Source organism: Clostridium pascui (assembly GCF_016908015.1).
In the GTDB taxonomy this organism is placed as follows: domain Bacteria; phylum Bacillota; class Clostridia; order Clostridiales; family Clostridiaceae; genus Clostridium_AK; species Clostridium_AK pascui.
Genome location: NZ_JAFBDB010000002.1, coordinates 165,638 through 189,129, shown reverse-complemented (window position 1 = coordinate 189,129; position 23,492 = coordinate 165,638). Strand labels below are relative to the sequence as shown.

The window sequence follows — 23,492 nt, the reverse complement described above, 5'->3', positions numbered from 1 at the left end:
TAAAGTTTTGAAATAATTAAGTTTTTATTTCATAATATATCTACAAAATACTATTGTCAATATCTTTTGAAATATTGTTTGTCATATTTCAAAACTATGTTATAATTGAATCTAGGTGATGAACATGAATGGATATGAAAAAAGAACAAAACTAAAAAAAGACTCCATCATTAGTGCTGCATGGGAACTTTTTTCTAATCGAGGCATAACTGATGTTGGTATAAGCGAAATAGCTGCAAAGGCTAAAGTTTCACAGGTTTCCATCTATAATTATTTTGGCGATAAGAATACTCTTGCCAAGGAAGTACTTGTTTCTTATTTAGATAAAGCAATCAAAGGATATGATGAAATACTAGAAAGAGAAATTCCTTTTTCTGAAAAGCTCAAAATTATTATGGATAAAAAACATGAGGCCACAGCTGAATTAAGCCGCTCAGCTTTTAGCAAGTACGCATGGGGAGATAAAACTTTACAACAGGTATATAAAGAGGCTGCAAACTCAAAAGCAATCACAGTATACAATAAATTTATTGAGTTAGGTAAAAAAGAAGGTGCCATTGACAGAAGCATTCCAGACGATGCGATTCTAGCATTCCTTCTATCCTCAGTTTCCATTATTGAGCAGTCTGATTATCTTAAAACTAGTCCTGAATACAAGATGGGAATACTAAAGTTATTTTTTTATGGCTTGTTAGGAAAAGAAGATTAGTTAACTTTACAGGTTAATATAAACAAAAATAAGCCCTTGAGTTTAATAACTATAATCAAGAACTTATTTTTGTTTATATTAATTGTTTTCATAAATGCCCCTTATAGAGATATAATAGCATTAGATATCAATGGAACTTAATAGAGTAACAGATTCTTAAGAGACAAGTTAATTATGCCTTGTCTCTTAGTAATGTAATATTCTTGGAACTTTTCCTGTTATGGAAGCAATATCTTTAACAGATTGATATTTTAAGTTAGTTAGGTGTACCTATAAATAAAGTACTACCTTCTCAATAAATTCTTCTGCCTTTCTAAGATCTTTATCATTCGGATGCCCTTGTGATAATCTTCCTACAATATCAAAAATCTTATTGTTACTAAACTCCTGCGCCACAAGGGCACCTTTACATGCAAAACTGCCCTTATTTATTGCTCCCTTTGATACCAATAGCTTAATTAGCTTATTATTATAGAACTTCATTCCAATTCCACTGGTTGAAAATACAAAAAACTTTTTACCCTTCAAATTTAATTTTTCAATGCAATTAAATAATTGTGGAGATAGACTTTCTTTATAAACTCCAGATCCAAATCCAATTAAATCATAATTATCAATTTCAATCTCCTTAAGGTTCTTTAAGTTTATTAAATCAGCATTAATTTTATCAGCAAATACTTTAGCTATTTTTTTAGTGTTGTTCTTATAACTAGAAAAATATATAATTAAGGATTTCATAAATTACATTTCCCCCACTCATTTCATTTTCCATATTACTACTTATGTTTTTTAAATACCACATTATGCATTTGATTTCCTGATTACTTTCGTTTAAGAAGGCAAACTGTTTCAATGTGTGTTTTCATAGGATATTAACTTTTTATCACCCTATTTCTTTAGAAGGCGGCTCCACCAATTCCACAAAACTCCAGGTTTTTCCCCTGTCCTCTGATTTGTATTTTGCCATAACAGTACCTCCCTTGAAATCGCCTTGTTGCCCCTGTCCTACTAAAAGAAACAACTGGCCATTTTCAACATAAGGAGTTTCTGGTTGTATAAAAGGCTCAAAGGTGGCACCCATCCATTCTTCCTTGTGAACAGGCAGTATTATTGGCTCAAAGGTTTTGCCCCCATCTTGCGTTCTATAAAAATTAGTAACAGCTCCTTCCACCCTTGGATAACTCATAAAGCCCAGATTTTCATCTATAAAACCAGCTGACTGTAAAAGCCAGGTGCTAGGTCCAGCCCCTACCTCTTTCCATGTATCACCACCATTTGTTGTTTTATAGATTATCTGTCCTTCTTGAGACATAGCCCTTCCACCTGTTGCAATGACATAACCTATTGTAGCTGTTGGAAAACTACAAAACTTCACTCTTGTACTATCTAAGTTTTTACTTATTTCAGATGTTTTCCAAGTGATTCCCCTATTCTCTGAATGAACCATTATAAGAGGATTTTCTCTAGTGCCTCCATAGACAAATGCAGTTTTTTCTGGTGTTATTACATAGCTTTTTTCCTGCAATTTATTATAATAAGGCCTTCCATCTCCAACTGCTACCAAGGTTTCCAGCGGAACAGGGACTTCTTCCCATGTATTTCCCTTATCATAACTTACATAGAGGATTGTATTTTCTATCTTATAGGTATACTGCTGATTTTCATAAGGAATTTCATCTTCATATTCATGTTTATACTCGTCTCTTTCTTTCTTACCACTGGTTTGATATTTCTCCAAATCATATCCAGCAGGTCTTTGTAATTTTGTTACGGTATAAACAAAAGTTCCTTTGGAGGTTGTTTCTTCTTTAAACCATAAAACCCATTGACTTTTAATTTTGTTTTCCTCTACAATCCCATCCCAATTATAGGTACTTCTTTCATCTAACTTTTTTGGTACAATGGAAAAATCAACTTGAATTACATTAGTCTCTTTAACTTCAATATTATTAATAGAATACTCAATTATCTTTTGATTTCTAGTCACGTATTTCCTTCGGTATTGCTCAGTATATGCTTCAAGCCACTTTGTCCCCACTACAGTAAGATCTTTTGTATTAACTTCAACGGAGAAGCCTTCTGGTGATTGAAACTTAATCTTACTTTGCTGGTATTTGTAATAACCGAAGTAACAAGCAGCTAAAATCACAATAGCTATGCAAAACCTTGTCACTATCCTGTATATTTTCTTTTTTGATTCTTTATTACTATCTATAGCCATGTCTCTATTCTCCTTAAGAACACTTAAAATTATCAGATTCAAAACACCTTAAATTGTAAAATCTCACAAGAGATTGTTCCTTTATTCATTATGCTTAAATATTTGCACTTTAATACTAATAAGTACTAACTACATTATACAACTTATTGCACATAAATTTCCTGAGTAATTTTATGCTATTGTAATTACTTTTTCCATTTTAGAAAGCCACCCTGACTGGGTGGCTTTCCTAGCTTTCATCTTTTATTTAACTATGGAGGAGGAAGACAACATCTTCACCATTATAGGATTTCTACATACCCTTCTGTTCCATGTACCCGAATTCGCTGTCCATCTTTTATCAGCTTGGTGGCATTTTCTACTCCCACAACTGCTGGCAAACCATATTCACGTGCGATAACTGCTCCATGGGTCATCAGCCCACCAACTTCGGTGACTAGGCCCTTTATGGATACAAACAATGGTGTCCAGCTAGGGTCAGTAAAGGAGGTAACTAATATATCGCCATCTTCTAGATCAGCATCTTCTATGTTCAAGATTACACGGGCTCTTCCCTCTATAACTCCTGAAGAGACAGGCAAACCTGGAACAGCGCCCTCTGGAGTATTTTCTCGTCTGTACTTACCGGAGAGTGTTTCACCGTCAGAGGTGATAACACGTGGAGGGGTTAGTTTTTCAAATAATTTGTACTCTTCTTTTTGCTTGCTGATGATATTGTAATCTAGTTTATTTGTGACTATGACTTCGCGAAGTTCTTCAAAAGTCAGGTAATATATATCTTCTTTTTCATGAATAACGCTCTTTTGCACTAGTTGTTCTGCTTCTTTCATTAAAGCCTGTTTATAAACAAAGTAGCGGCTAACCATGCCGTATTTTGGATATTCACGATAGCCGATGAAATTTCGGATTAGGTCGATTCTCTCTTTTGTTTCTTTGGCCTTTTGTTTACCATCCGGCAACTCCTTCAATCTCTCTAATAACTCTTGTTCTTTTGCCAAAGCTTCCTGCCGCCCTTGCTCAAATTTCCGCTTACCCTCATTAGGCTCAAAATTTTTGATGTTACTTAAAATCATGGGAATAAGGGTAATTGGTTTTTCGCTCCAACGAGTTCTTGTAATATCGATTTCTCCCGCACATCGCATTCCGTATTTGTTTAGATAATCATAAATAGCGGCTTGGATTTTTATTCCACCATCGAACTTAAGCAATTCATCTAAAAAGTTATCATCTTTTACCTGATCCAAATAATCAATTACTTTTGGATAAGGACGAATCACATCTGCCACATCCAATAGTTCCAGACCCATTTCTGAAGTAATATTGTTTGGTACAGATTGAGAAAGGATATCTGCTGCGTTTTTTTCACCTAGCCATTCGTTCATTTTTTCATTGACCCATAATGAAGCATTTATAGCAGTCATAAATACAGCTGTACTTTGTGGGTTAAATAAAATCTTCTTTAACTCCTCTATATCTTCTAGAATAAAATCAAATAAAGCCGCTCCTGATTTCCTTTGGATGTTTTGCTTCAACTCTTCTATGGATTTTTCAGTACTCTTAATCAAATCAGAAACAATTGTGGGGCCATTTTCCACTTGTGGTTTTGAATCCGCAGACGACACACTTTTATTGCTTCTAAGGTTACTCTGCTCCTCTTTATCATTTGGTAAAATATTTATGAAATCTCGCTCTATTACGGTCATGAGCGCGTCCTTCATGAGTGGATCGTGTTGTCCCATGCCATCTAATAACATTTTTCTGCTGTCAGGTGAAGCCAGGATAGGCGTAGCATCAACAAACAACCTTCCACCAGCTTTGAACCTGGGTCCAAAAGATGTTAACTGGAACAAAGACATTCCCAATGGTTTCAAGGGGTCAGTCATCATTTGTTGATGCCCCACAGATAAGTAAACATGATTTTCCTCATCACTTACTTCAGGGATTGGGTATAAAGTAGTGATTGGACGGCTCTGGACAATATAAAATGTATCATCTGCCAAACACCATTCGATGTCCTGAGGGTGGCCAAAATGTTCTTCAATCCTTCTGCCCATGCGTTCAAGCTGTAAAATCTGCTCATCGGTGAGTGCTTGCCTATTCTGCATATCAGATCCAATCTGTTGTTCTTTCGTACCGCCATCTTTTAAGGTATAAATAGCCAGCTTCTTGGTAGATATTTTCTTATCCACAACCTTGCCGTTACACACTTTATAGTTATCAGCATTCACCAATCCGGAGACCAAGGCCTCACCAAGTCCGAAACTGGCATCAATGGATAACACTTTTCTATTAGAAGTCACGGGATCGGCAGTGAACAAAATTCCTGATGCCTGTGGGAAGACCATCTTCTGAACAACCACAGATAGGTTGACTTTACGGTGGTCAAAGCCGTTTTGAAGTCGGTAAATTACTGCCCTTTCGGTAAATAACGATGCCCAGCACTTGCTGATATGCTTTAGTATTGCCTCCTTTCCAATAATGTTCAAATAGGTATCCTGCTGACCGGCAAAGGAGGCCGTCGGTAAATCCTCCGCAGTTGCGCTGGAACGCACAGCATAGGCATCTTTTTCACCAAACTTTGTTATATAATCCATAATCTCTTCTACTATATCCTTAGAAATAGATATACTTTCGATGACCATGCGAATTTTTTTGCTAACTTCATAAACTTTTTCCCTATCTTCTACTCTAAGATGGGATAATTTATATAATAAACCGTCAAGTTCCTGATTATTTTCGGTTATCTTTTTATACGCTTCTGTGGTAATACAAAAACCTTCCGGTACTAGAATCCCTGTAAGGCTGGATAGTTTGCCTAGATTGGCGCCTTTACCTCCGACCATGGAAAGCTTCGTTTTATCAACTTCCTGAAAGCCAAGTACATATGAATTCATACATTCCCCTCCTTAGGCAATTTAGTTCTTTATTTTATAGTAATAAATTTAACAACTTCCTTTCAGCAATGGTGTAATCTTACCTGAATAGTATATGCATAAAGCATGAAGTGCTCTGGTGCAAGCAGTATAGAGCAGCAGCCTTTCTTCCTCACAAGCATAATTTTCACCCCCTGCATTATAAATAAGCACCACATCAAATTCTAATCCTTTAGCAAGGTAAGCTGGAATTACCAAGGTATCACTCACATATTCATCATCTTCCTTCATTATAGCCTTAACATGAACCTTGTCTTTTAGGAAACTGTATACCTCCTGGGCTTCTCCTACAGTCCTTGTTATGATACCAATTGATTTGCACCCTTTTTCTTTATATATTTTAATATCATTAAGAAGTCTATTTTTTATATCCTCTTTATTTTCAAAACCAAGAACTAAAGGTTCCTCTCCGCTTCTTTCTACGCATTCATCTGCAATTTCCTTATTAAGCAGCTTTCTTGAAAACTTAGTAATTTCCATTGTAGATCTATAGCTTTTGGTTAAATTTATTACGCAGGTACTATCTTTGGGAAATATATTAGATATATTACTATAGTCTCCTACGTTCATAAACGGATTAATGGATTGCTGTAAATCACCCAGTATGGTCATACTCGCAGACTTAAAAAGCTGATAAAAAATCTCATACTGCAGTGGTGTATAGTCCTGCGCCTCATCAATAACAACATATTTAATTTCTGAGGTTTTAGGAAAATCCCCCAGTGCACCTTTTAGATATAGCAGGGGTGGCTGATCCTCATAATTAAGCATTCGAGTCCTTAGGCTTTCAAGGGTATAGCTTTTGATTTCATCAATGTTTTTCTCATTATATTTGGTATTTGATTTTGTTAAGAAAAGCTCTAGATTTTTAAAGAGATTTTTATAAATATCGACTAAATCAAACTCCGTCATTTTATTAATTTCATAGTGTATATCCTTTATTTCATCCTTCACAATAGCTTCACTTCGCTCTATAGTCTCTACTTTATCTATATAAGAATCTGAGCTCGCAAGTTCATTAGTTACTTCTTTTATTTGTTGTTTTTGGTAAGGCTCTACAAGAAACAAAATTCTTTCTCTTATCTTTTGAAGCCTCCTTTTAAGTGGAAGCTCTACATAATCTTTAAAAAATAGTTCTTCTATATCCTTAGATGAAATTATCAAATGCCCCCTAAAAATGATATCTGTAAAATTTCTATCCATCTTTTCTAGATAGCATACATACCGTTTTAATATGTCTACAAATTCCATGGAAGACTTAAATTTTATATTATCGATTCTCTTTTGGTAGGAATCTTGTTTTTTAGATACGAGAATATATTCCATCATCTCGCAATAGCTTTCCTTTATAAGCTCATTACCTAATGCCTTATGCATGTATTCCTTAAATGTGGCCTGACACATATTATCTTCTCCAAGCTGCGGCAATACATTAGAAATATAATCATTAAAAATATCATTTGGGGAAAATATAACTATATTTTGAGGAGTTATTTTTTCCCGATGCTTATATAAAAGATAAGCAATCCTATGAAGCGCAACAGAAGTTTTCCCACTTCCAGCAGGACCTTGTACAACTAAATTCTTGTATTCCTCATTGCGAATTACTTTATTCTGCTCCATTTGAATAGTTGTTACTATTGCCTTCATCTTACTATCAGTACTTTTACTCAGCATATCCTGCAGCACTTCATCGTCTATCTTAAGATTACTATCAAACATATATTCAAGTTTACCATCATTAATTTTGTACTGTCTCTTTAGTGTTAATCTTCCATCAACAATTCCTTCGGGGCATTTATAACTTGCTTCTCCGATTTCATAATCATAAAACATACTTGAGAGCGGTGCCCGCCAGTCATATATTAGAAACTCATAACTATCATTAATAAGATTTGAGATTCCAATATAATACCTTTCAGCTTTCTCCTCACCCTTTTCAATAAAATCAATTCTTCCAAAATAGGGTGACAAAAGCATTCTCTCATATTTTTCTTCAAGTTTTCTGGTAAACTCATAGCTTCTTTTTTGTATTTTCATTGTATTGATAAATTGCATAAAGTCTACCACCTGCTCTAAACCATTGTTTACAGAAATAGAACCTATATCCTGCCACAGTTCTCTTTGTGTTTCAATAGAATCCTTTTTAAATCTTTCTTTTAAATCATGTTTTTCGTCAAGCTGTTTTTGAAGCTCTTTAAGTACTTCCTGCAGCCATTCATTTTCAAACTTCCATTCAAGGTCCTTTTTGTTCATAAATATACCCCTCCCTTTTAGCAAATAATTAAGTGAGATTTTTTTTAAATTCTATTGACATTGTTATTACCAGGGTATATAATATAATTAGAGGATTATATTATATTTCTGATAAAAGTGACATGAGCTAAGTTTATCACTTTTATTTTGTTGTGTCAATATAAAGACATTTGTCATTAGATAAGTGTCTTTTTGTGATATAGTTAATCTTATATCGAAGGTGAGCTTCCCTCCACATAATATCACAACCCCCTGCTATTCTCATACCATTTTGCTCGCCACTCCAGCTTAGACGACCCTTTTCTATCTCAATTAACAATTACGCCAAATTCTACCCTTATCACAAATATCTTTAGTTCTGAGTATTTATTAGATCCTAAAACAAAGTCCCCTCAAACCATCAGTCTGAGGGAACATACAATATACTTGTTTTAACTTTATAATTACTATATATCCACGTCTTCATCGTATATGGCGAATTCTTTTGGAGATATACCCAAAGTCTTAGCAATTAAACTTCTCAAAGAAAGTAAATACTGACGGTGTTTTATTTCATCATGCAAATATTCATCATAGGATGCACTTTGTACTACGCTAGTAATTGTGCGTATTAAAATATCGGCAGTCTCACAGGGATAATCCACATCAAATACTCCTTCTTTCGCCCCCTGCTCAATAATCTTAGCAAAAGGTACCACCATTTTCTGTGACATTATCAAACTATATTTATACTGCGCAATATCAGATTGTAAAATACTACCTAAGAGTCGTGCATATTCTATTTTTGAACTTTGAAACTCCGATTTTTTCTTCATGAAGAGCTTAAACTTTTCCAATGCTCCAAGTTTATTATCCTCCACAATGGGTTTTAGATATTCTATTGATTCTTCAATGATATTATTGATGCTTCCAGAAAGTATTTCATCTTTTGACTTGAAATAATGATAAAAACCTCCCTTGGAAATTCCACTCTCTTTCAAAATATCATCTATACTGGTTTGCTCGTACCCCTTTTCTAAAAAAAGCTTTTCTGCAACTTCCAGTAGTTCTTTTTTCTTATTCTCATGGTTATCTGCCGATCTTGCCACAATATCTCCTCCTAGTCAACAATCATATTCATTAGGGCTTTGTATCCCTTAGGGTTATTTCTTACCATATTATCAATAAGGTACAGCCATACCCTTGGCTTTTTAACTGTCATATAAAATAATATATTAAGAGGCTGTGCCACATAAGGCAATACGCCATCGGTATGAGTTAATATGAACTGTGTATTACTTAGGTATTTTGCATATGACCCTAAATAAAATGACTTTGCCATAAAATATATAGAATCAAGATAATTTTCATTCACTAGAGGAATTCCTGTACTATCCTGAGGATGAATCATCACTGGTGCTTTAATGCTGGATAATTTTTTTAATAAACTTTCATCTAAAAACTCATCAAATTCTGTTTCATCTATATTGGTTGACAGAGTAATTCCATCAAGTTTTAGCTGTTGCAGACAATAATCTATTTCACTAATAGCATAAAGTGGTTGATTTATATCCACTGCACCGAAGGCTCCAAAAGTTTCAGGGCTTTGATTGCGAATTTTCGCAACCTCTTCATTATAAACTCTCAGAATGTGCACGATGTCTTTCTCTGGCATCTTCCATAGCTCTGGCAGATCAAAAGATAACATCACTTTATTATATTCCTTTTCTTTCATCCATTCCAACGTTTCTTTTTCATTCCAAGGGGTTATGCTATTTAATTCAAAAGATGGATTTATAGACTTTATTGTTTCAATCACCTTTTCAGGAATACAGTGATAATGGTACTTTATTTTTTCAAATTGTCCAGCTGGCTTATAGTCTTTAATAACAATAGATGTCTGATTTTCTTTATTTATTGATACTTTGTCTTGAGCAAACAGTCTCTTTGCATTTCCCATAAATATATCTTCAATTTCATTTTCCTTCAATCCTAGCTTTTCATCCAATTTGCTGTAACTCTTAATCAATACTGTAGCTGCCATTTTATTGGCCCATCCGATATCACTGCCGAATAACACATGCTGTCTATCAGAGAAATTAAGAAGCTGTGGAATTTGTTCATCATAAGCCTTTGAAGCGGTATCTAAGAAAATCTGGGACTTCCACTGTTGGAGTTCAGCCTCAATGTTCGGATTTTCACCTTTCAACGATTGTATGATACTCTCATAGAGAGGCGCCAGAACTCCTCCCCCATGAGATAGAATCCATCGAATATTTGGATATTCTCTATGATAACCGCTTTTTATGAAGTCAATGATTGTTCTTGTTGTATCGTTTTGCCATAAATATAAAGGATTTAAAAATCGATGATCATCTCTAGGAGCTATTCCATTGGGATGTATATATACAATTGCATTACGTTTGTTAAGTTCAGCATAAAATTCACGATAATCCTCATCTCCAAGATATTTGCCATTCACATTAGACATCAAACCAATACCGTCAAGCTTTAAAATATCTAATGCATACTCTACTTCCCTAAGCGCACTGGTAACATCCGGTAAAGCCACCGATGCAAATCCTCCAAATCTCTCCGGATGATCCTTTACCATTTTAGCAATATACTCATTGCACCTTCTACTAAGTTTTTCGCTAAATGCTGCGTCCTTAAAGAAGATACCTGGTGCAGATATTGACACAAAAGCTTTTTCAATTTGAAGAGTATTCATCAGCTTTAAAGATGCTTCAGGGTTCCATTTTGGCCATTTCAAAGTATTGAATTCTGCCATCCCCATTTTCTTCATTTCTTCTACATAAAAATCTGGAACGATGTGGTGATGTATATCCCATTTAAAATATTTTTTCTCTTTCATTATAACCATTCCCTTCCATACTATGGCAATTTATAATACTTTTAATTAATATACCGTCGTCGGTTTATTAACATTGTACACCTGCCCCAAATATTCTGTCAATTATTTATTTTTATTTTTATGCCTTTGTTTAATTGTGCATAAAAGTTAGACACACTAAAGCAAAATTCCCTCAAACTAATCAGTCTGAGGGAACATAAAAAACATATTAAATTGTCAATGCTTCAGATTCGATTATTTGCCGCACCCATCTTTTTCAAGATCCTCAGCTTTCTTCATCACCAAATCCTCTAATTCCTTCTTATATTCTTCAAGGGAACAGTATAATTTTTCATTGGAAACAGCTAAAATCTGTGCTGCTAAAATTCCTGCATTTCTTGCTCCATTTATTGCCACGGTAGCAACTGGAACTCCACTTGGCATTTGTACGATTGAATATAGTGAATCAATGCCACTAAGTGCATTGCTCTTAACCGGAACTCCTATAACAGGAAGTGAAGTCAGGGCTGCTGTCATTCCAGGCAGATGCGCAGAGCCACCTGCCCCTGCAATTATTACTCTTATACCCTTATCTTTTGCTTCCTTTGCATAATTAAATAATCTGTCAGGGGTTCTGTGTGCGGATACAATTGTTACTTCATGTGGTATCTGAAAATAATTTAACATATCTGAAGCCTCTTTCATTACTTGAAAGTCTGAATCGCTTCCCATAATTATTCCAACAATAGGTCTCATCTTTCTCTCATTCCTTTCATATCACTTTGAAATTATTTTAATTATTTTGTGCGCTTTATCAGCTTTTTCACGTGCTTTGTCTAATGTTGATGCTGTAATTGTTATATGTCCCATTTTTCTTTTAGGTTTCGTTTCCTTTTTCCCATAGATATGAAGCCTCACTCCTCCAATAGCTAAAGCTTCATATGCCCCCATAGTAACAGGAGTCCCTTTAAAACCATCTTCACCTAAGATATTTCTCATAACTGTTGGCATTATTAAATTAGTTTTACCTAAAGGTAGTCCAATTACTGCACGTATATGATTTTCGAACTGTGATGTAATACACCCCTCTATTGTATAATGACCTGAGTTATGCGGCCTTGGGGCAACTTCATTCACAAGCAGGTCACCACTTCTTGTCAAAAACATCTCAACACACAGCATCCCCACACTTCCAAGTATTCTGTAAACTTTTCTGGCAATTTCTATTGCATTATTTCTCTGAGCATCACTTATCATCGCTGGGACTGAAGTTTCATAAAGAATACTATCTTTATGAATATTTTCTGCAATAGGATATACCACAACTTCATCATTTATCCCTCCACAGCAAAGTACAGATATCTCTTTAACAAATGGAATGAACTTTTCAACATAAATAGAATCAGCGTTACCTCCAAGTTCCATGAAAGCTTTTTCAATATCTTCTTCACATCGAATTATGCTGTTTCCTTTTCCATCATAGGCTCCTATAGAAGTCTTGAGCATAATGGGATAATTAAATATTTTAATTGCATCCTTTATCCCTTCAATGCCATGAACTTTTAAAAAATCCCCTACAGGTATGCCATGCTTTTTAAGCTCTACCTTCTGATTAAATTTATTTTGAACTATTTCCAATTTTTCTGCTGGAGGATAAACTGTAAACCCTTTGCTTTCTAAATACTTCAAGGCCTCTGTTGATATATGTTCAAATTCACAAGTTAAAACATCTACCTCTTTTGCTAATTTAAGCAAGGCTGCACGATTATCAAAGCTTGCAATAATTTTTTTATTTGCAAGACAAGCTGCAGCGCTATCTTTATCCGGATCAAGTACAATTGTATAAATACCCATTTTGGCTGCTTCACTTACTAACATTTTACCCAATTGTCCCCCACCTATTATTCCAACTTTTTTTGATATAATATCATGCATTATGACTAGCACTCCTTTCTTTAAATACTTGAAAATATTAATAGCAATTTCTTTAGTCTTTAATTGATTTAAACGTAAAGAGGCAGCCCATAAAGCAAAGCCCTATTACGAAATAAAAAATATAATAATAATTTTTAAAAATATCTAAAATTAATCCAGATCCTAATACGCCTAAAATAGCTCCTATACCATAGGCCGTGAATACCACTCCATAGTTTTGGCTATAGTGTTTTGCTCCATACAACATTCCTGTGGCAGTTGGGGCTATTGCAAGCCATCCCCCCAGATTAAACCAGAATATTGAAAACGCTATGCCAAACAAAACAATGCTGCCACCGTCTGCAAAAGACATCAACAATGCTCCTATAATAATAAGACTATATGAAATTATCATTGCTTTTTTTGATGATAGCTTATCAGTTATCCATCCAAATACAGGTCTTCCAATTCCATTAAAAATTGCAAATAAAGAAATCATCAATGCAACCTTCTTTTGTGATAATCCAATTAATTGTATACCAACATTGTTTGTCAGTCCGATTAACATTAATCCGATCATAGTTCCAATAATAAAATTTACATATAATCCTTTAAAACTATCAGCCTTAATCATTTCCTTGGTGCCAATATCATTTGATTCATCATCTTTATCTATCACTTCTTTTAGTACATCAACTTCCAATTCAGAAGGATATTTAAATGGGTAAGAAAGAATAGGAATTATAATGCCAAAGGATATTCCTAATACAAGAAAAGTTCTCATAACTCCCAATATTTCAATTAAAAGTCTTGCAAGTGGGGCTGTGACCAATGGTGATACTCCAAAACCTAACAAAACAAGTCCAATAACAAATCCCTTTTTTTCTGGAAACCACTTTGTTACTATTGCTAAAGGAACGCCATAAGCTATACCAACCCCTGCACCGCCAATAACCCCATATGTTATTGTCAAAGTATATATGTTTGATGAAAAGGAGGCTAATATCCATCCAAATGATAACAGTAATGATCCAATTAAAATAATTACCCTGGGATCGAATTTATTAAAATATCTTCCTGATAACATCATAAACAACGCATAGAACGCCAAGGATGCCATATAGGGTAAACCGCTTTGAGTAGAACCTATATTGAAAGCTTTTTCCACAGGCATCCTGAAAATCCCCCAGGAATAAACTGTGCCAAAGCACATCATTATTATTATTCCTAAAAATACATATGCCCATCTCAAACCAGATTCCATACTTTTCCCTAAAATCAACTTATTTTCCATCTGTATTCCTCCTTTTTTTACCAAATAAAAAAAGCCAATAACAACACTTCCTACTAGGAAAATTGTTATCGGCTTACTCTATGACTGGTTTTTAACCTTTCAATAAGTCTTCCAAATTACTTTTTAAAAAACTCTTCTATATCCTGATCTAAAATTATTGCTATAATTTTTTCACCGGTTTTTGTGCTCACATCAGAATAAGTACTTACAATATTCGCATCAATAACTGATTTTACTGCTGATTCAAGTTCTTCCCGAGCATTTTCAAACAATGAAGTTCTTACCTTTTTTATTAGCTCAACGCCGTCTTTGTTGTGAGCTAGTTTTTTCTCAGACATGCTTAAAAAGCCTTTGAGCCTTATAAGAATCAAGTCTTGAAGAATAATTGTACGAATTTTCTCAGGACCCCTACCCATTTGTTCAATTTCAAATTTACTTATTGCTTCGCTTAATTTCGATTCAATTTGTCCTTTTGTCATCGAACTTCCTTTGAATATCATCCTCTTCAACTCCAAAACCAAATATTCATAATTGAAACTTTGTTATTACGTAGATTATCATACAACCCATCAGTTGTCAATCACTTTTAATACAAAACATTTAATGCCTCTTCTCTATCAGAGCAGCACACTCCTCAGTAGATTGCAGCCAATCAGACTTCGCTAACTCTAGTCTTCTTGGGCAGACCTTGCACGGAACGTACTAATTACTTTTCTTCGTCCCTTCGGTCCTTGATAAGTAAAGTTACGTTCTCAACATGCGCGGTATGCGGGAACATGTCTACTGGTTGTATCTTTTGCGTTTTATAATTTAACTCATCTAAAATAGCTAAATCTCTAGCTAAGGTTCCTGCATCACAGGATACATATACGATTCTTTTAGGATTAATTTTAGCTATGGCTTCTAAAAGAACTCTCTCACAGCCCTTTCTTGGAGGATCTACTACTACTACATCTGCTTTTATACCTTTGTTTATTAAATCCGGTATAACTTGTTCAGACTTTCCTACTAAGAAATCCACATTGTCCACACTATTTAGCTTAGCATTTTCCCAAGCATTTTCTATAGCTTCAGGAATTATCTCTACTCCGTATACCTTTTTTGCCTTTTGAGCTAAGAAAAGTGATATAGTTCCAGTTCCACAATAAGCATCAAAAACTATTTCATCTCCAGTTAAATTTGCATACTCCAATGCTTTATTATAAAGCACTTCCGTTTGTACAGGGTTTACTTGAAAGAAGGATAATGGTGATATGTTAAACTTAAATTTTCCTATGTAATCTTGTATAACATCTTTCCCCCAAAGGGTATTTGATTTTAATCCTAATATTACATTAGTTTTTTCTGAATTTATATTTTGAATAATGCTAACTACTTCTTTTACATTGCTAGTTAAAAGTTCTATAATTTCATCCTTATATGGAAGTTCATTAGTTTTTGTAACAAGTACTACCATTACCTCTGAAGTTTTAAAACCTTTTCTTATCATAAGATGTCTTAAAACTCCCGTGTGAGTGGTTTCTTCATAGGCCTTTATATTATTTTTTATCATCCACTGCTTTACCAACGCCATTATTTTTTCACTTATTTCATCTTGTATATAACACTTTTCCATGTTAATTATGTCATGAGAGCGCAGTGCATAAAACCCTATATTTATTTCTCCATTTGCCTGGCCTACAGGGAGTTGAACCTTATTTCTATAATTATAAGGGTTTTCCATACCTATGACAGGAAGCACCTCGGGATTTATCTTACCTATTCTCTCTATGACATCTTTAACTCTTTGTCCTTTAAAATCTAGCTGCCCTTCATAAGATAGATGTTGAAGTTGGCATCCTCCGCATCTTTTATATATACCGCATATAGGCTCAGTTCTGAAACTAGACTCTTCTACCACATCTAAAAGTTTTCCAAAGGCAAAATTTTTATTTACCTTCACTATTTTGGCATTTACCTTTTCTCCCTTAATTGCTCCTGGAATAAATATAGTAAAGTCATCTATTTTTCCTACTCCTTCACCTTCATATCCCATACCCTTTATTTCTACTATGTAATCTTTGTTTTTTTCTACTGGTATAACTCTTTTCATATTTACCACCTTAAAATAATATTTTATTTAAAAATTAATTTATCTTAACCAACACCAATAAATTAGCCTACTTAATTTCTTTCTAAATAATTATAAGATATTTCTTTTATATTATAACCCAAATTAAGAAAACTCCACATATGATTTTACATTATATTAACCCCTGTAGATATTTACACTTAAATGAAAATTATCTACAGGGGTTGTATGTTTAACTATATACAAATAAATATATCTAAAACCATCCTAAAATAAGCTGATATACAAATGGCACAAGTACTGCTGGAAGTAAATTTGCTACCTTAATTTTTGTAAGATTTAACATATTAAATCCTAGTCCTAATATAAGCAAACTTCCTACTGCCGTAATATTTGTTATTACAGATTGCACCAATATTCCCTTTATAAAAGCAGCAGATAATGCTATTAACCCTTGATATATAAATAGTGATACTCCTGTAAATACCACGCCTATGCCATATGTAGAAGATAATATTATTGCAGAACATCCATCTATAACAGACTTAGCAAACAAAGTACTGTTATTTCCTGTAAGTCCACTTTCTAAAGGTCCTACTATGGCCATAGCTCCTATACACATAAGAAGAGTAGATACTACAAATCCTTCGGAAAACTTACCATGCTTTCCTTGAAACTTACTTTGTATGCTATCTCCTAATTTCCTAAGTCTTAAATCAATATCTATAATTTCTCCAATAATAGCTCCTATAACTATACTCATGATGATCAGTATAGTATCTTGTCCCTTTATTGCTCCTGAAATTCCTATAAGCATCACGCAAAGAGCTAATCCAGTAAATACTGTCTCCTTTATTTTCTCTGGAATCCCCTTGCCTATAAGCATTCCTACTAATCCCCCAGCAGCTACTGCCAAAGAATTTACTATAACCCCGAACATTTTATAGCCCCCTTTTTCAATCTTTGATCACTATCAAAAGGCTTGTCAATCGCCATTCTTTTTGATAAACAGTTAATTATAAATTATAAATCTATTAAGTACCATGCATCACAGCCAAAGTGTTCTGTTTCTATGATAGGTCTATCAAGTTTATAAAAACCATTCTTTTGATAAAACTTATTAGCAGCTTCCATGCTATTTAATGTTTCAAGATAACATTTATTATATCTTTCCCTTGCAAAATCTAACGCAATTTTTATAATTCTCCCTGCTGCACCTGTACCTCTCGCTTCTTTTATAAAGTACATTTTTTGAAGTTCGCATACTCCATCAAGACCATTCATAGGTGCTATTCCACATCCCCCTATAATTTCCCCATTCTTTTCCACAACCCAGTATTCTGAATTCGCGTCTTTATAAGCTTCAGAAAGATATCCTAGTTCTGGATCTGCCCAAGCAAAGCCTTCTCTATTTGCCCCAAATTCAATTAGGCATTCCTTGATGATTTTTTCAATGTTCTTATTGTCCTCTTTTGTTAATTTTCTTATAAACATGTCCATAAATATGCCCCTCCTGTCTGTTTTAAGGTGCTAGAACAAAAGTACCAGGTAATAGAATTAGAAAAAGCCTTGCATAGCAAAGTTTTTTCTAATTTTAGTCCCTTGCACCTAACTCCTAGCGTCTTATAAAAATTATAAATTATTGAGATATTAAATTAAACCCCTAGCTTCAAAATAATATTAAAAATACCAACTACCTTTATACAATACCATTACTTATATATAAAAAAAGCGCACCTCTTAAGAGGTGCAAAAAAGAATCAGTTGTCCTAATTTTACTTTTATTATCAATATATTTTAACCATATATGTACCTATTATACAATAGTTTATTTATTTTTATACCCTAAATTAACAAATATATAATAAATGAGAAGATAAATAAGCTTATAATGCTGTATCCATGAAAATGAATCAAGTATTTTTTACTTTGTCCATATTCCTTTATATAAAATTTATAGGAGATAAGGCTAGCTAAGGATGCTATTAGTGTTCCCATTCCCCCTATATTTACCCCTAAAACTATTTCCCTCCATCGTGAGGTAAAGCCAGATAATAATATGGCACTTGGAACATTACTTATAACTTGGCTAAATAATATTGATGAAAAGTAAACATTTTTACTACTAGATAAAAATTTAGTTATGCTAGAAGTAAAGCTAGGCATATGCGAAAGATTCCCTATAATTATAAAAAAGCATATAAATGTAGCTAATAAAATGTAATCCACTTGTTTTAATAAACTCTTATCTGTAAAAATTGCTATGAAAATTGTCACTAAAAAGGCTATTTTATAGTTTACAATATTAAATACAGAAAGTACTACAAATATAAAAAGTCCAGTATAAATAATGCCTTGAGTTCTATTTTCTATGTATATATCTTCTAATTCGAAATTTATTTCATTTTCCTTAAGTCTGTAATTTATTATCATAAGCCACAATATTCCTATTAAAATAATTGGCAGTGTTACCCTAAAAAATTCTATAGGGGAAATATTGTAAAAGGAATATAGAAATAAATTTTGAGGATTCCCCATAGGGGTTAAGCTGCTTCCTAAGTTTGCAGCTAAAGTTTGAAATATTATTGTAAGTATCGGATGCCATCCTGTTTTTTTACCTATTATTAAGGTTAAAGGCACAAATGTTATAAGCGCTACATCATTTGTTATAAACATAGAACTTATAAAAGTTAAAAATATTAACACAAGAGATATTTGCCTTTCTTTATTAAACTTACTTAATATGCTTACCGCTATCTTATCTAGTATCTTTAGCTTTTCAAAAGCTGCTATTACCACCATCAGATTAAATAAAATCCCAAGCACCTTAAAATCTATATATTTCATCTTAGGCACTGATATTAAAGATGTTACTACCGCAAAAATTAATGAAATAGTAAATATTATTTCATCTTTTAATAGTTGTCTTATAATATTAGTCTTATGTTTTATAATATTAAGTTCATAGTTCATAATTTGCTCCATACACTTTGTAATTTAGTTTTCTAGATCTTTATTCGTTAAAAATCTTTCTTACCTTTTTCAGCATATTCCTTATAGGCAAGTCATAGGGGCATCTTTCCTCACAAATTCCGCATTCTATGCAGTCCTTTGCTCTACGCTCTGTGCTTTGATATCTATCATTTGCCCAATCTGGAAGTCCGTATCTTTCCTTATATGCTTGAAGTACAAATATACTTGGAATATCTATACCTGTAGTACATGGTGCACAATAACTGCATCTTCTGCAAAACTCCGTTCCAAGCTCCTCTGATATCTTTTTTATTTCTTCTTTTTCATCCTCAGTTAAAGTATATTCTGAGCTTCCTGCATCGCAGTTTACATCTACCTCACTTAAAGAAGCCATGCCTGGAATTGCATTGGTTATATTATCATTTGAAAGTATAAATTTTATTGATAAATCTCCCTTAGTTAGAGCTCCCCCTGCCATAGGTTTCATTGCTATTACACCAATATTTAATTCCTTTGCTCTTTTGAAGACTTCTTCCCCTTGAGTTTCCACTATGTTATACGGATACATAATTGTTTCAAATTTCCCTGTTTCTATAGCTATCTTAAGCATATCTGCACTATGTGAAGTTATTCCTATATGTTTTATAATACCTTTTTTCTTTAATTCTAATAAGGCACTATAAGCTCCATCTTCACTTAAAACCTGATCCAACTGTTCTTGGGTTCTCACATTATGAAATTGATAAAGATCAATATAATTTGTTTGTAAGTTTTTTAAGCTTATCTCCACATCCTTAAGCATGGACTCTCTATCCCTTGCCATAGATTTAGTTGCTATAATCCATTTATCTCTTCTTCCCTTGAGAGCATTTCCTATTAGCTCTTCTGAAACTGTGTATCCCCTTGCAGAATCTATAAAATTTATTCCCTTACTCTCAGCATATTCCAAAAGCTTTGCAGTTTCCTTTTCATCCACCTTCTGAATTGGTATTCCTCCAAATCCAACTGCTGATACCTTAAGCCCCGTACTTCCTAAAACTTTGTATTTCAACTCTTCACACCCCCATTTAATTGTAATTAAGTTTATAATTTTAAATTTAATCTCTTTTTCGCCTTAAAACTATAAATTTTATTTATTGATTTAAGGCAATAGGTACTAAAGCCTAGGAGTTTTTAAATCATTGATTTTATATAGCAATGATTTTATGAAATTTTACTTAGTAAAATTCTCACATTCCCTAGTATTTAGTACCCTTATTCTAACTTCTATTATACTATATTTACTTTTCCATTATAAACTATTCCACGTTTTACATCCATTGTTATATATGCACCATTTTTTAATATTTCTGTTGCACCACCAGCTCCTGTTATTATAGGAACTTCATTTGTTATACACTGAATAGCTAAGTGAGAAGTTAATCCTCCCTTTTCAGTTATAATTCCTGATATTCTATCTAAAACGGAAATATATTCTATATCTGAATCTCTAACTACCAAAATATCTCCCTTTTCTGCTACTTCAACTGCTTCTCTTGGATTCTTTACAACTTTCACATTACCAAATCCAGGTATATTTCCAGCTCCTCTTCCTTGAACCAGTATATCTCCTATTACATGAACCTTTAACATATTTGTGGTTCCAGATAAACTTACTGGTATTCCTGCTGCAATTACTACTAAATCGCCACTTTTAACATAGCCTGATTTTACAGATATATCTACGGATGCATCTATAAGTTCATCAGTAGATTCTACTTGATTTGTAAGTATAGGGAATACTCCAAAGTTTAATGAAAGCTTTCTCGCTACACTTACGCTTGGTGTTACTGCAATTATAGGACAAGATGGTCTGTATTTAGATACCATTCTTGCTGTATATCCACTTTGGGTTGCTGTAATTATAGCTGAAGCATTTAACTCTAACGCTGCAGTACAAGTTGCAACACTTATAGCATTTGCTACATTAAGTACATGTAATTCCTTTCTTTTATTTAATATTGCTTGATAATCAAGTTGTGATTCTGTAGCTTGAGCTATTCTTGACATAGTTGTAGCTGCTTCTACAGGGTATTTACCACTTGCAGTTTCTCCACTAAGCATTATAGCATCAGTTCCATCAAATATTGCATTTGCAATATCTGAAGCCTCAGCTCTTGTAGGTCTTGGATTTCTTATCATAGAATCAAGCATCTGAGTTGCTGTTATAACAGCCTTACCTGCCTTATTACACTTTTCTATTATCATCTTTTGAACTAGCGGTACTTGCTCTATTGGAATTTCAACTCCCATATCTCCTCTAGCAACCATTATTCCATCGGACAGTCTTATTATTTCATCTATATTTTCTACACCTTGGTGATTTTCTATCTTGGAGAATATTTGAATATCTCCTCCTCCATTTTCCTCAAGTACTTTTCTTATAGCTAAAACATCAGATCCCCTTCTTATAAATGAAGCTGCAACCATATCTACATTCATTTCACATCCAAATTTCAAATCTCCCTTATCCCTTTCAGTAAGAGATGGAAGCGATGTGCATACTCCTGGAACATTTACACCTTTATGATTTCCTACCATTCCACTATTTTTCACTATACAATGAATTTTATTTTCCTCTGTAGATTCAACCTCAAGCCCTACAAGACCATCATCTATAAGAATTATATTGCCTGGTTTTACATCTTCCCAAAGCTTATCATAACTTATTGAGCACTTAGTTTCGTCTCCTAGTACTTCCTCTCCGCAATATATAGTAAACTTATTTCCTTCTTTAAGCTCTAATTTCCCGCCTTCAAAATCCCCTGTTCTTATTTCCGGTCCCTTAGTATCAAGTATTATTGCAACTTCTTTATTATATTTCTTACTTGTACTTCTTACCATTTCCATTCTTATCTTGTGTTCCTCGTGAGTGCCATGTGAAAAATTATGTCTTGAAGCATTCATCCCAATTTTTACAAGTTCTGCTAACACTTGCTCATTATCACTTGCAGGACCTATTGTAAAAACCATTTTAGTCTTTTGCATAAAAATCCCCTCCAGTTTTAATTCATAATATTATCTTATAAGTTCCAAATTGTATTAATCTATTATTTAATATTTCTTAATAGGATAACGCCTCTGCTATACTATATAATTTTTCATCAAAGCTTCTTTTTATAGCAAGAGCCTCATCGATGTCTTCATCTATTGTTTTTCCATCCTTTATACCCACTACTCTTGCTGATTTTCCTTCAAGCAATAATTCTACTGCCCTGTATCCTAAGCGTGAAGCTAATATTCTATCACTTGCAGTGGGACTTCCACCTCGTTGTATATGTCCAAGAATAGTTGCTCTTGCTCCTATACCTGTGACATCTTCTATCTTTCTTGCTATTTCATTAGCTCCTCCAACGCCTTCTGCAACTATTATTAAATTGTGCATTTTTCCACGGAGCTTACCTTCTAAAATAGTTTTGCATAATGAATTTATGTCATATCCTTTTTCAGGAACTATTATACTTTCTGCTCCACCTGCAAGTCCTGCATAAAGCGCTATATCTCCGCAGTTTCTTCCCATAACTTCTACTATGCTTACTCTTTCATGAGAAGTAGAGGTATCTCTTAATTTATTTATAGCATCAAGTACTGTATTTACTGCAGTATCAAAACCTATAGTACAGTCTGTATAAGAAAGATCATTATCAATTGTTCCTGGAATCCCCACCATCTTTATTCCATACTTTGATAATGCTTGCCCTCCATGAAAAGATCCATCTCCTCCTATAACCACTAATCCATCTATTCCAAAAGCATTTAATATTGCAACTCCCTTTTTTTGTCCCGCTTCAGTTCTGAATTCTTCTGATCTAGCAGTTCTAAGTATGGTTCCACCTCTATGTATGATATCAGCCACACTTCTTCTATCCATTTCAAAAATTTCTCCACTTATAAGACCACTAAATCCTCTTTGTATTCCCATTACGGATAAACCTTTATCTAAACCTGTTCTTACCACTGCCCTTATGGCAGCATTCATTCCAGGTGCATCTCCACCACTGGTTAAAACAGCAATCTTTTTCATAACAATCCCTCCGCAGTCAAATTTTCATTAAAAATTTCTTTTACTGTTATTATTTATATTTAAAAGTATATTGACAATAACATTTTTTAAGCCGCTTGGACATTTTATGTCCCACTATTTTTATAATAAAGACATCTAATACTACCTATAACTAATTTTAATAAAATTATGACTTTTATGCAATCTTTTCCTAATAAATATAATCAAAAATAAGCAAAACATTAT

Annotated in this window: 18 protein-coding genes; 1 reads left to right on the top strand and 17 read right to left on the bottom strand. The window is 33.6% G+C overall.

Translation table 11 applies throughout. The features are described from left to right. The first annotated feature begins 124 nt into the window (after positions 1 to 124). The gene (locus JOC70_RS06025) at positions 125 to 709 is read left to right on the top strand and encodes a TetR/AcrR family transcriptional regulator (RefSeq protein WP_204597986.1); all 585 of its coding nucleotides are present in this window, start codon (positions 125 to 127) and stop codon (positions 707 to 709) included. A 270-nt stretch (positions 710 to 979) separates the two neighbouring features. Here the strand turns inward: JOC70_RS06025 and JOC70_RS06020 are convergent, their stop codons facing one another. The 17 genes from JOC70_RS06020 to pfkA form a co-directional block, all read right to left on the bottom strand. Beyond that, the gene (locus tag JOC70_RS06020) at positions 980 to 1,447 is read right to left on the bottom strand and encodes a flavodoxin family protein (RefSeq protein ID WP_204597985.1); all 468 of its coding nucleotides are present in this window, start codon (positions 1,445 to 1,447) and stop codon (positions 980 to 982) included. A 145-nt stretch (positions 1,448 to 1,592) separates the two neighbouring features. After that, on the bottom strand, positions 1,593 to 2,930 hold the full coding sequence (locus JOC70_RS06015) for a WD40/YVTN/BNR-like repeat-containing protein (protein ID WP_204597984.1): 1,338 nt from the start codon (positions 2,928 to 2,930) through the stop codon (positions 1,593 to 1,595). A gap of 281 nt (positions 2,931 to 3,211) precedes the next feature. Further along, entirely contained in the window at positions 3,212 to 5,824 is a 2,613-nt protein-coding gene (gene ppsA / locus JOC70_RS06010; RefSeq protein WP_204597983.1) for a phosphoenolpyruvate synthase, read from the bottom strand. Positions 5,825 to 5,872: 48 nt separating this feature from the next. Then, entirely contained in the window at positions 5,873 to 8,119 is a 2,247-nt protein-coding gene (gene helD / locus JOC70_RS06005) for an RNA polymerase recycling motor HelD (RefSeq protein ID WP_204597982.1), read from the bottom strand. A gap of 446 nt (positions 8,120 to 8,565) precedes the next feature. Next, positions 8,566 to 9,207, bottom strand: coding sequence for a TetR family transcriptional regulator (locus tag JOC70_RS06000; protein WP_204597981.1), 642 nt, complete (start codon positions 9,205 to 9,207; stop codon positions 8,566 to 8,568). A gap of 11 nt (positions 9,208 to 9,218) precedes the next feature. Beyond that, complete coding sequence (locus JOC70_RS05995) at positions 9,219 to 10,982, bottom strand: amidohydrolase family protein (protein ID WP_204597980.1); 1,764 nt, start codon at positions 10,980 to 10,982, stop codon at positions 9,219 to 9,221. A gap of 225 nt (positions 10,983 to 11,207) precedes the next feature. Next, the gene (gene purE / locus JOC70_RS05990; RefSeq protein ID WP_204597979.1) at positions 11,208 to 11,708 is read right to left on the bottom strand and encodes a 5-(carboxyamino)imidazole ribonucleotide mutase; all 501 of its coding nucleotides are present in this window, start codon (positions 11,706 to 11,708) and stop codon (positions 11,208 to 11,210) included. A gap of 21 nt (positions 11,709 to 11,729) precedes the next feature. Beyond that, entirely contained in the window at positions 11,730 to 12,887 is a 1,158-nt protein-coding gene (locus JOC70_RS05985) for a 5-(carboxyamino)imidazole ribonucleotide synthase (RefSeq protein WP_204597978.1), read from the bottom strand. A 52-nt stretch (positions 12,888 to 12,939) separates the two neighbouring features. Next, positions 12,940 to 14,160 carry an L-lactate MFS transporter gene (locus JOC70_RS05980; protein WP_243429057.1) on the bottom strand — a complete coding sequence of 407 codons (1,221 nt, stop codon included), beginning with the start codon at positions 14,158 to 14,160 and terminating at the stop codon, positions 12,940 to 12,942. A 116-nt stretch (positions 14,161 to 14,276) separates the two neighbouring features. Continuing rightward, a complete protein-coding gene (locus JOC70_RS05975; protein ID WP_243429056.1) occupies positions 14,277 to 14,660 on the bottom strand; it encodes a Na-translocating system protein MpsC family protein in 384 nt (127 codons plus the stop codon). A gap of 206 nt (positions 14,661 to 14,866) precedes the next feature. Further along, positions 14,867 to 16,252 (bottom strand): 23S rRNA (uracil(1939)-C(5))-methyltransferase RlmD, encoded by a 1,386-nt coding sequence (gene rlmD, locus JOC70_RS05970; RefSeq protein WP_204597977.1) that lies wholly within the window; start codon positions 16,250 to 16,252, stop codon positions 14,867 to 14,869. Positions 16,253 to 16,487: 235 nt separating this feature from the next. After that, entirely contained in the window at positions 16,488 to 17,171 is a 684-nt protein-coding gene (locus JOC70_RS05965) for a DUF554 domain-containing protein (protein WP_204597976.1), read from the bottom strand. 83 nt (positions 17,172 to 17,254) lie between these two features. Continuing rightward, positions 17,255 to 17,731, bottom strand: coding sequence for a GNAT family N-acetyltransferase (locus JOC70_RS05960; protein WP_341534862.1), 477 nt, complete (start codon positions 17,729 to 17,731; stop codon positions 17,255 to 17,257). A 345-nt stretch (positions 17,732 to 18,076) separates the two neighbouring features. Further along, positions 18,077 to 19,204: an SLC13 family permease gene (locus tag JOC70_RS05955; RefSeq protein WP_204597975.1), complete on the bottom strand. Its 1,128-nt coding sequence runs from the start codon at positions 19,202 to 19,204 to the stop codon at positions 18,077 to 18,079. A 40-nt stretch (positions 19,205 to 19,244) separates the two neighbouring features. Next, positions 19,245 to 20,255 (bottom strand): aldo/keto reductase, encoded by a 1,011-nt coding sequence (locus JOC70_RS05950; protein ID WP_204597974.1) that lies wholly within the window; start codon positions 20,253 to 20,255, stop codon positions 19,245 to 19,247. 218 nt (positions 20,256 to 20,473) lie between these two features. Further along, on the bottom strand, positions 20,474 to 22,231 hold the full coding sequence (pyk, locus tag JOC70_RS05945) for a pyruvate kinase (protein ID WP_204597973.1): 1,758 nt from the start codon (positions 22,229 to 22,231) through the stop codon (positions 20,474 to 20,476). A 76-nt stretch (positions 22,232 to 22,307) separates the two neighbouring features. Then, positions 22,308 to 23,267 carry a 6-phosphofructokinase gene (gene pfkA, locus JOC70_RS05940; RefSeq protein ID WP_204597972.1) on the bottom strand — a complete coding sequence of 320 codons (960 nt, stop codon included), beginning with the start codon at positions 23,265 to 23,267 and terminating at the stop codon, positions 22,308 to 22,310. Between the last annotated feature and the right edge of the window lie 225 nt (positions 23,268 to 23,492).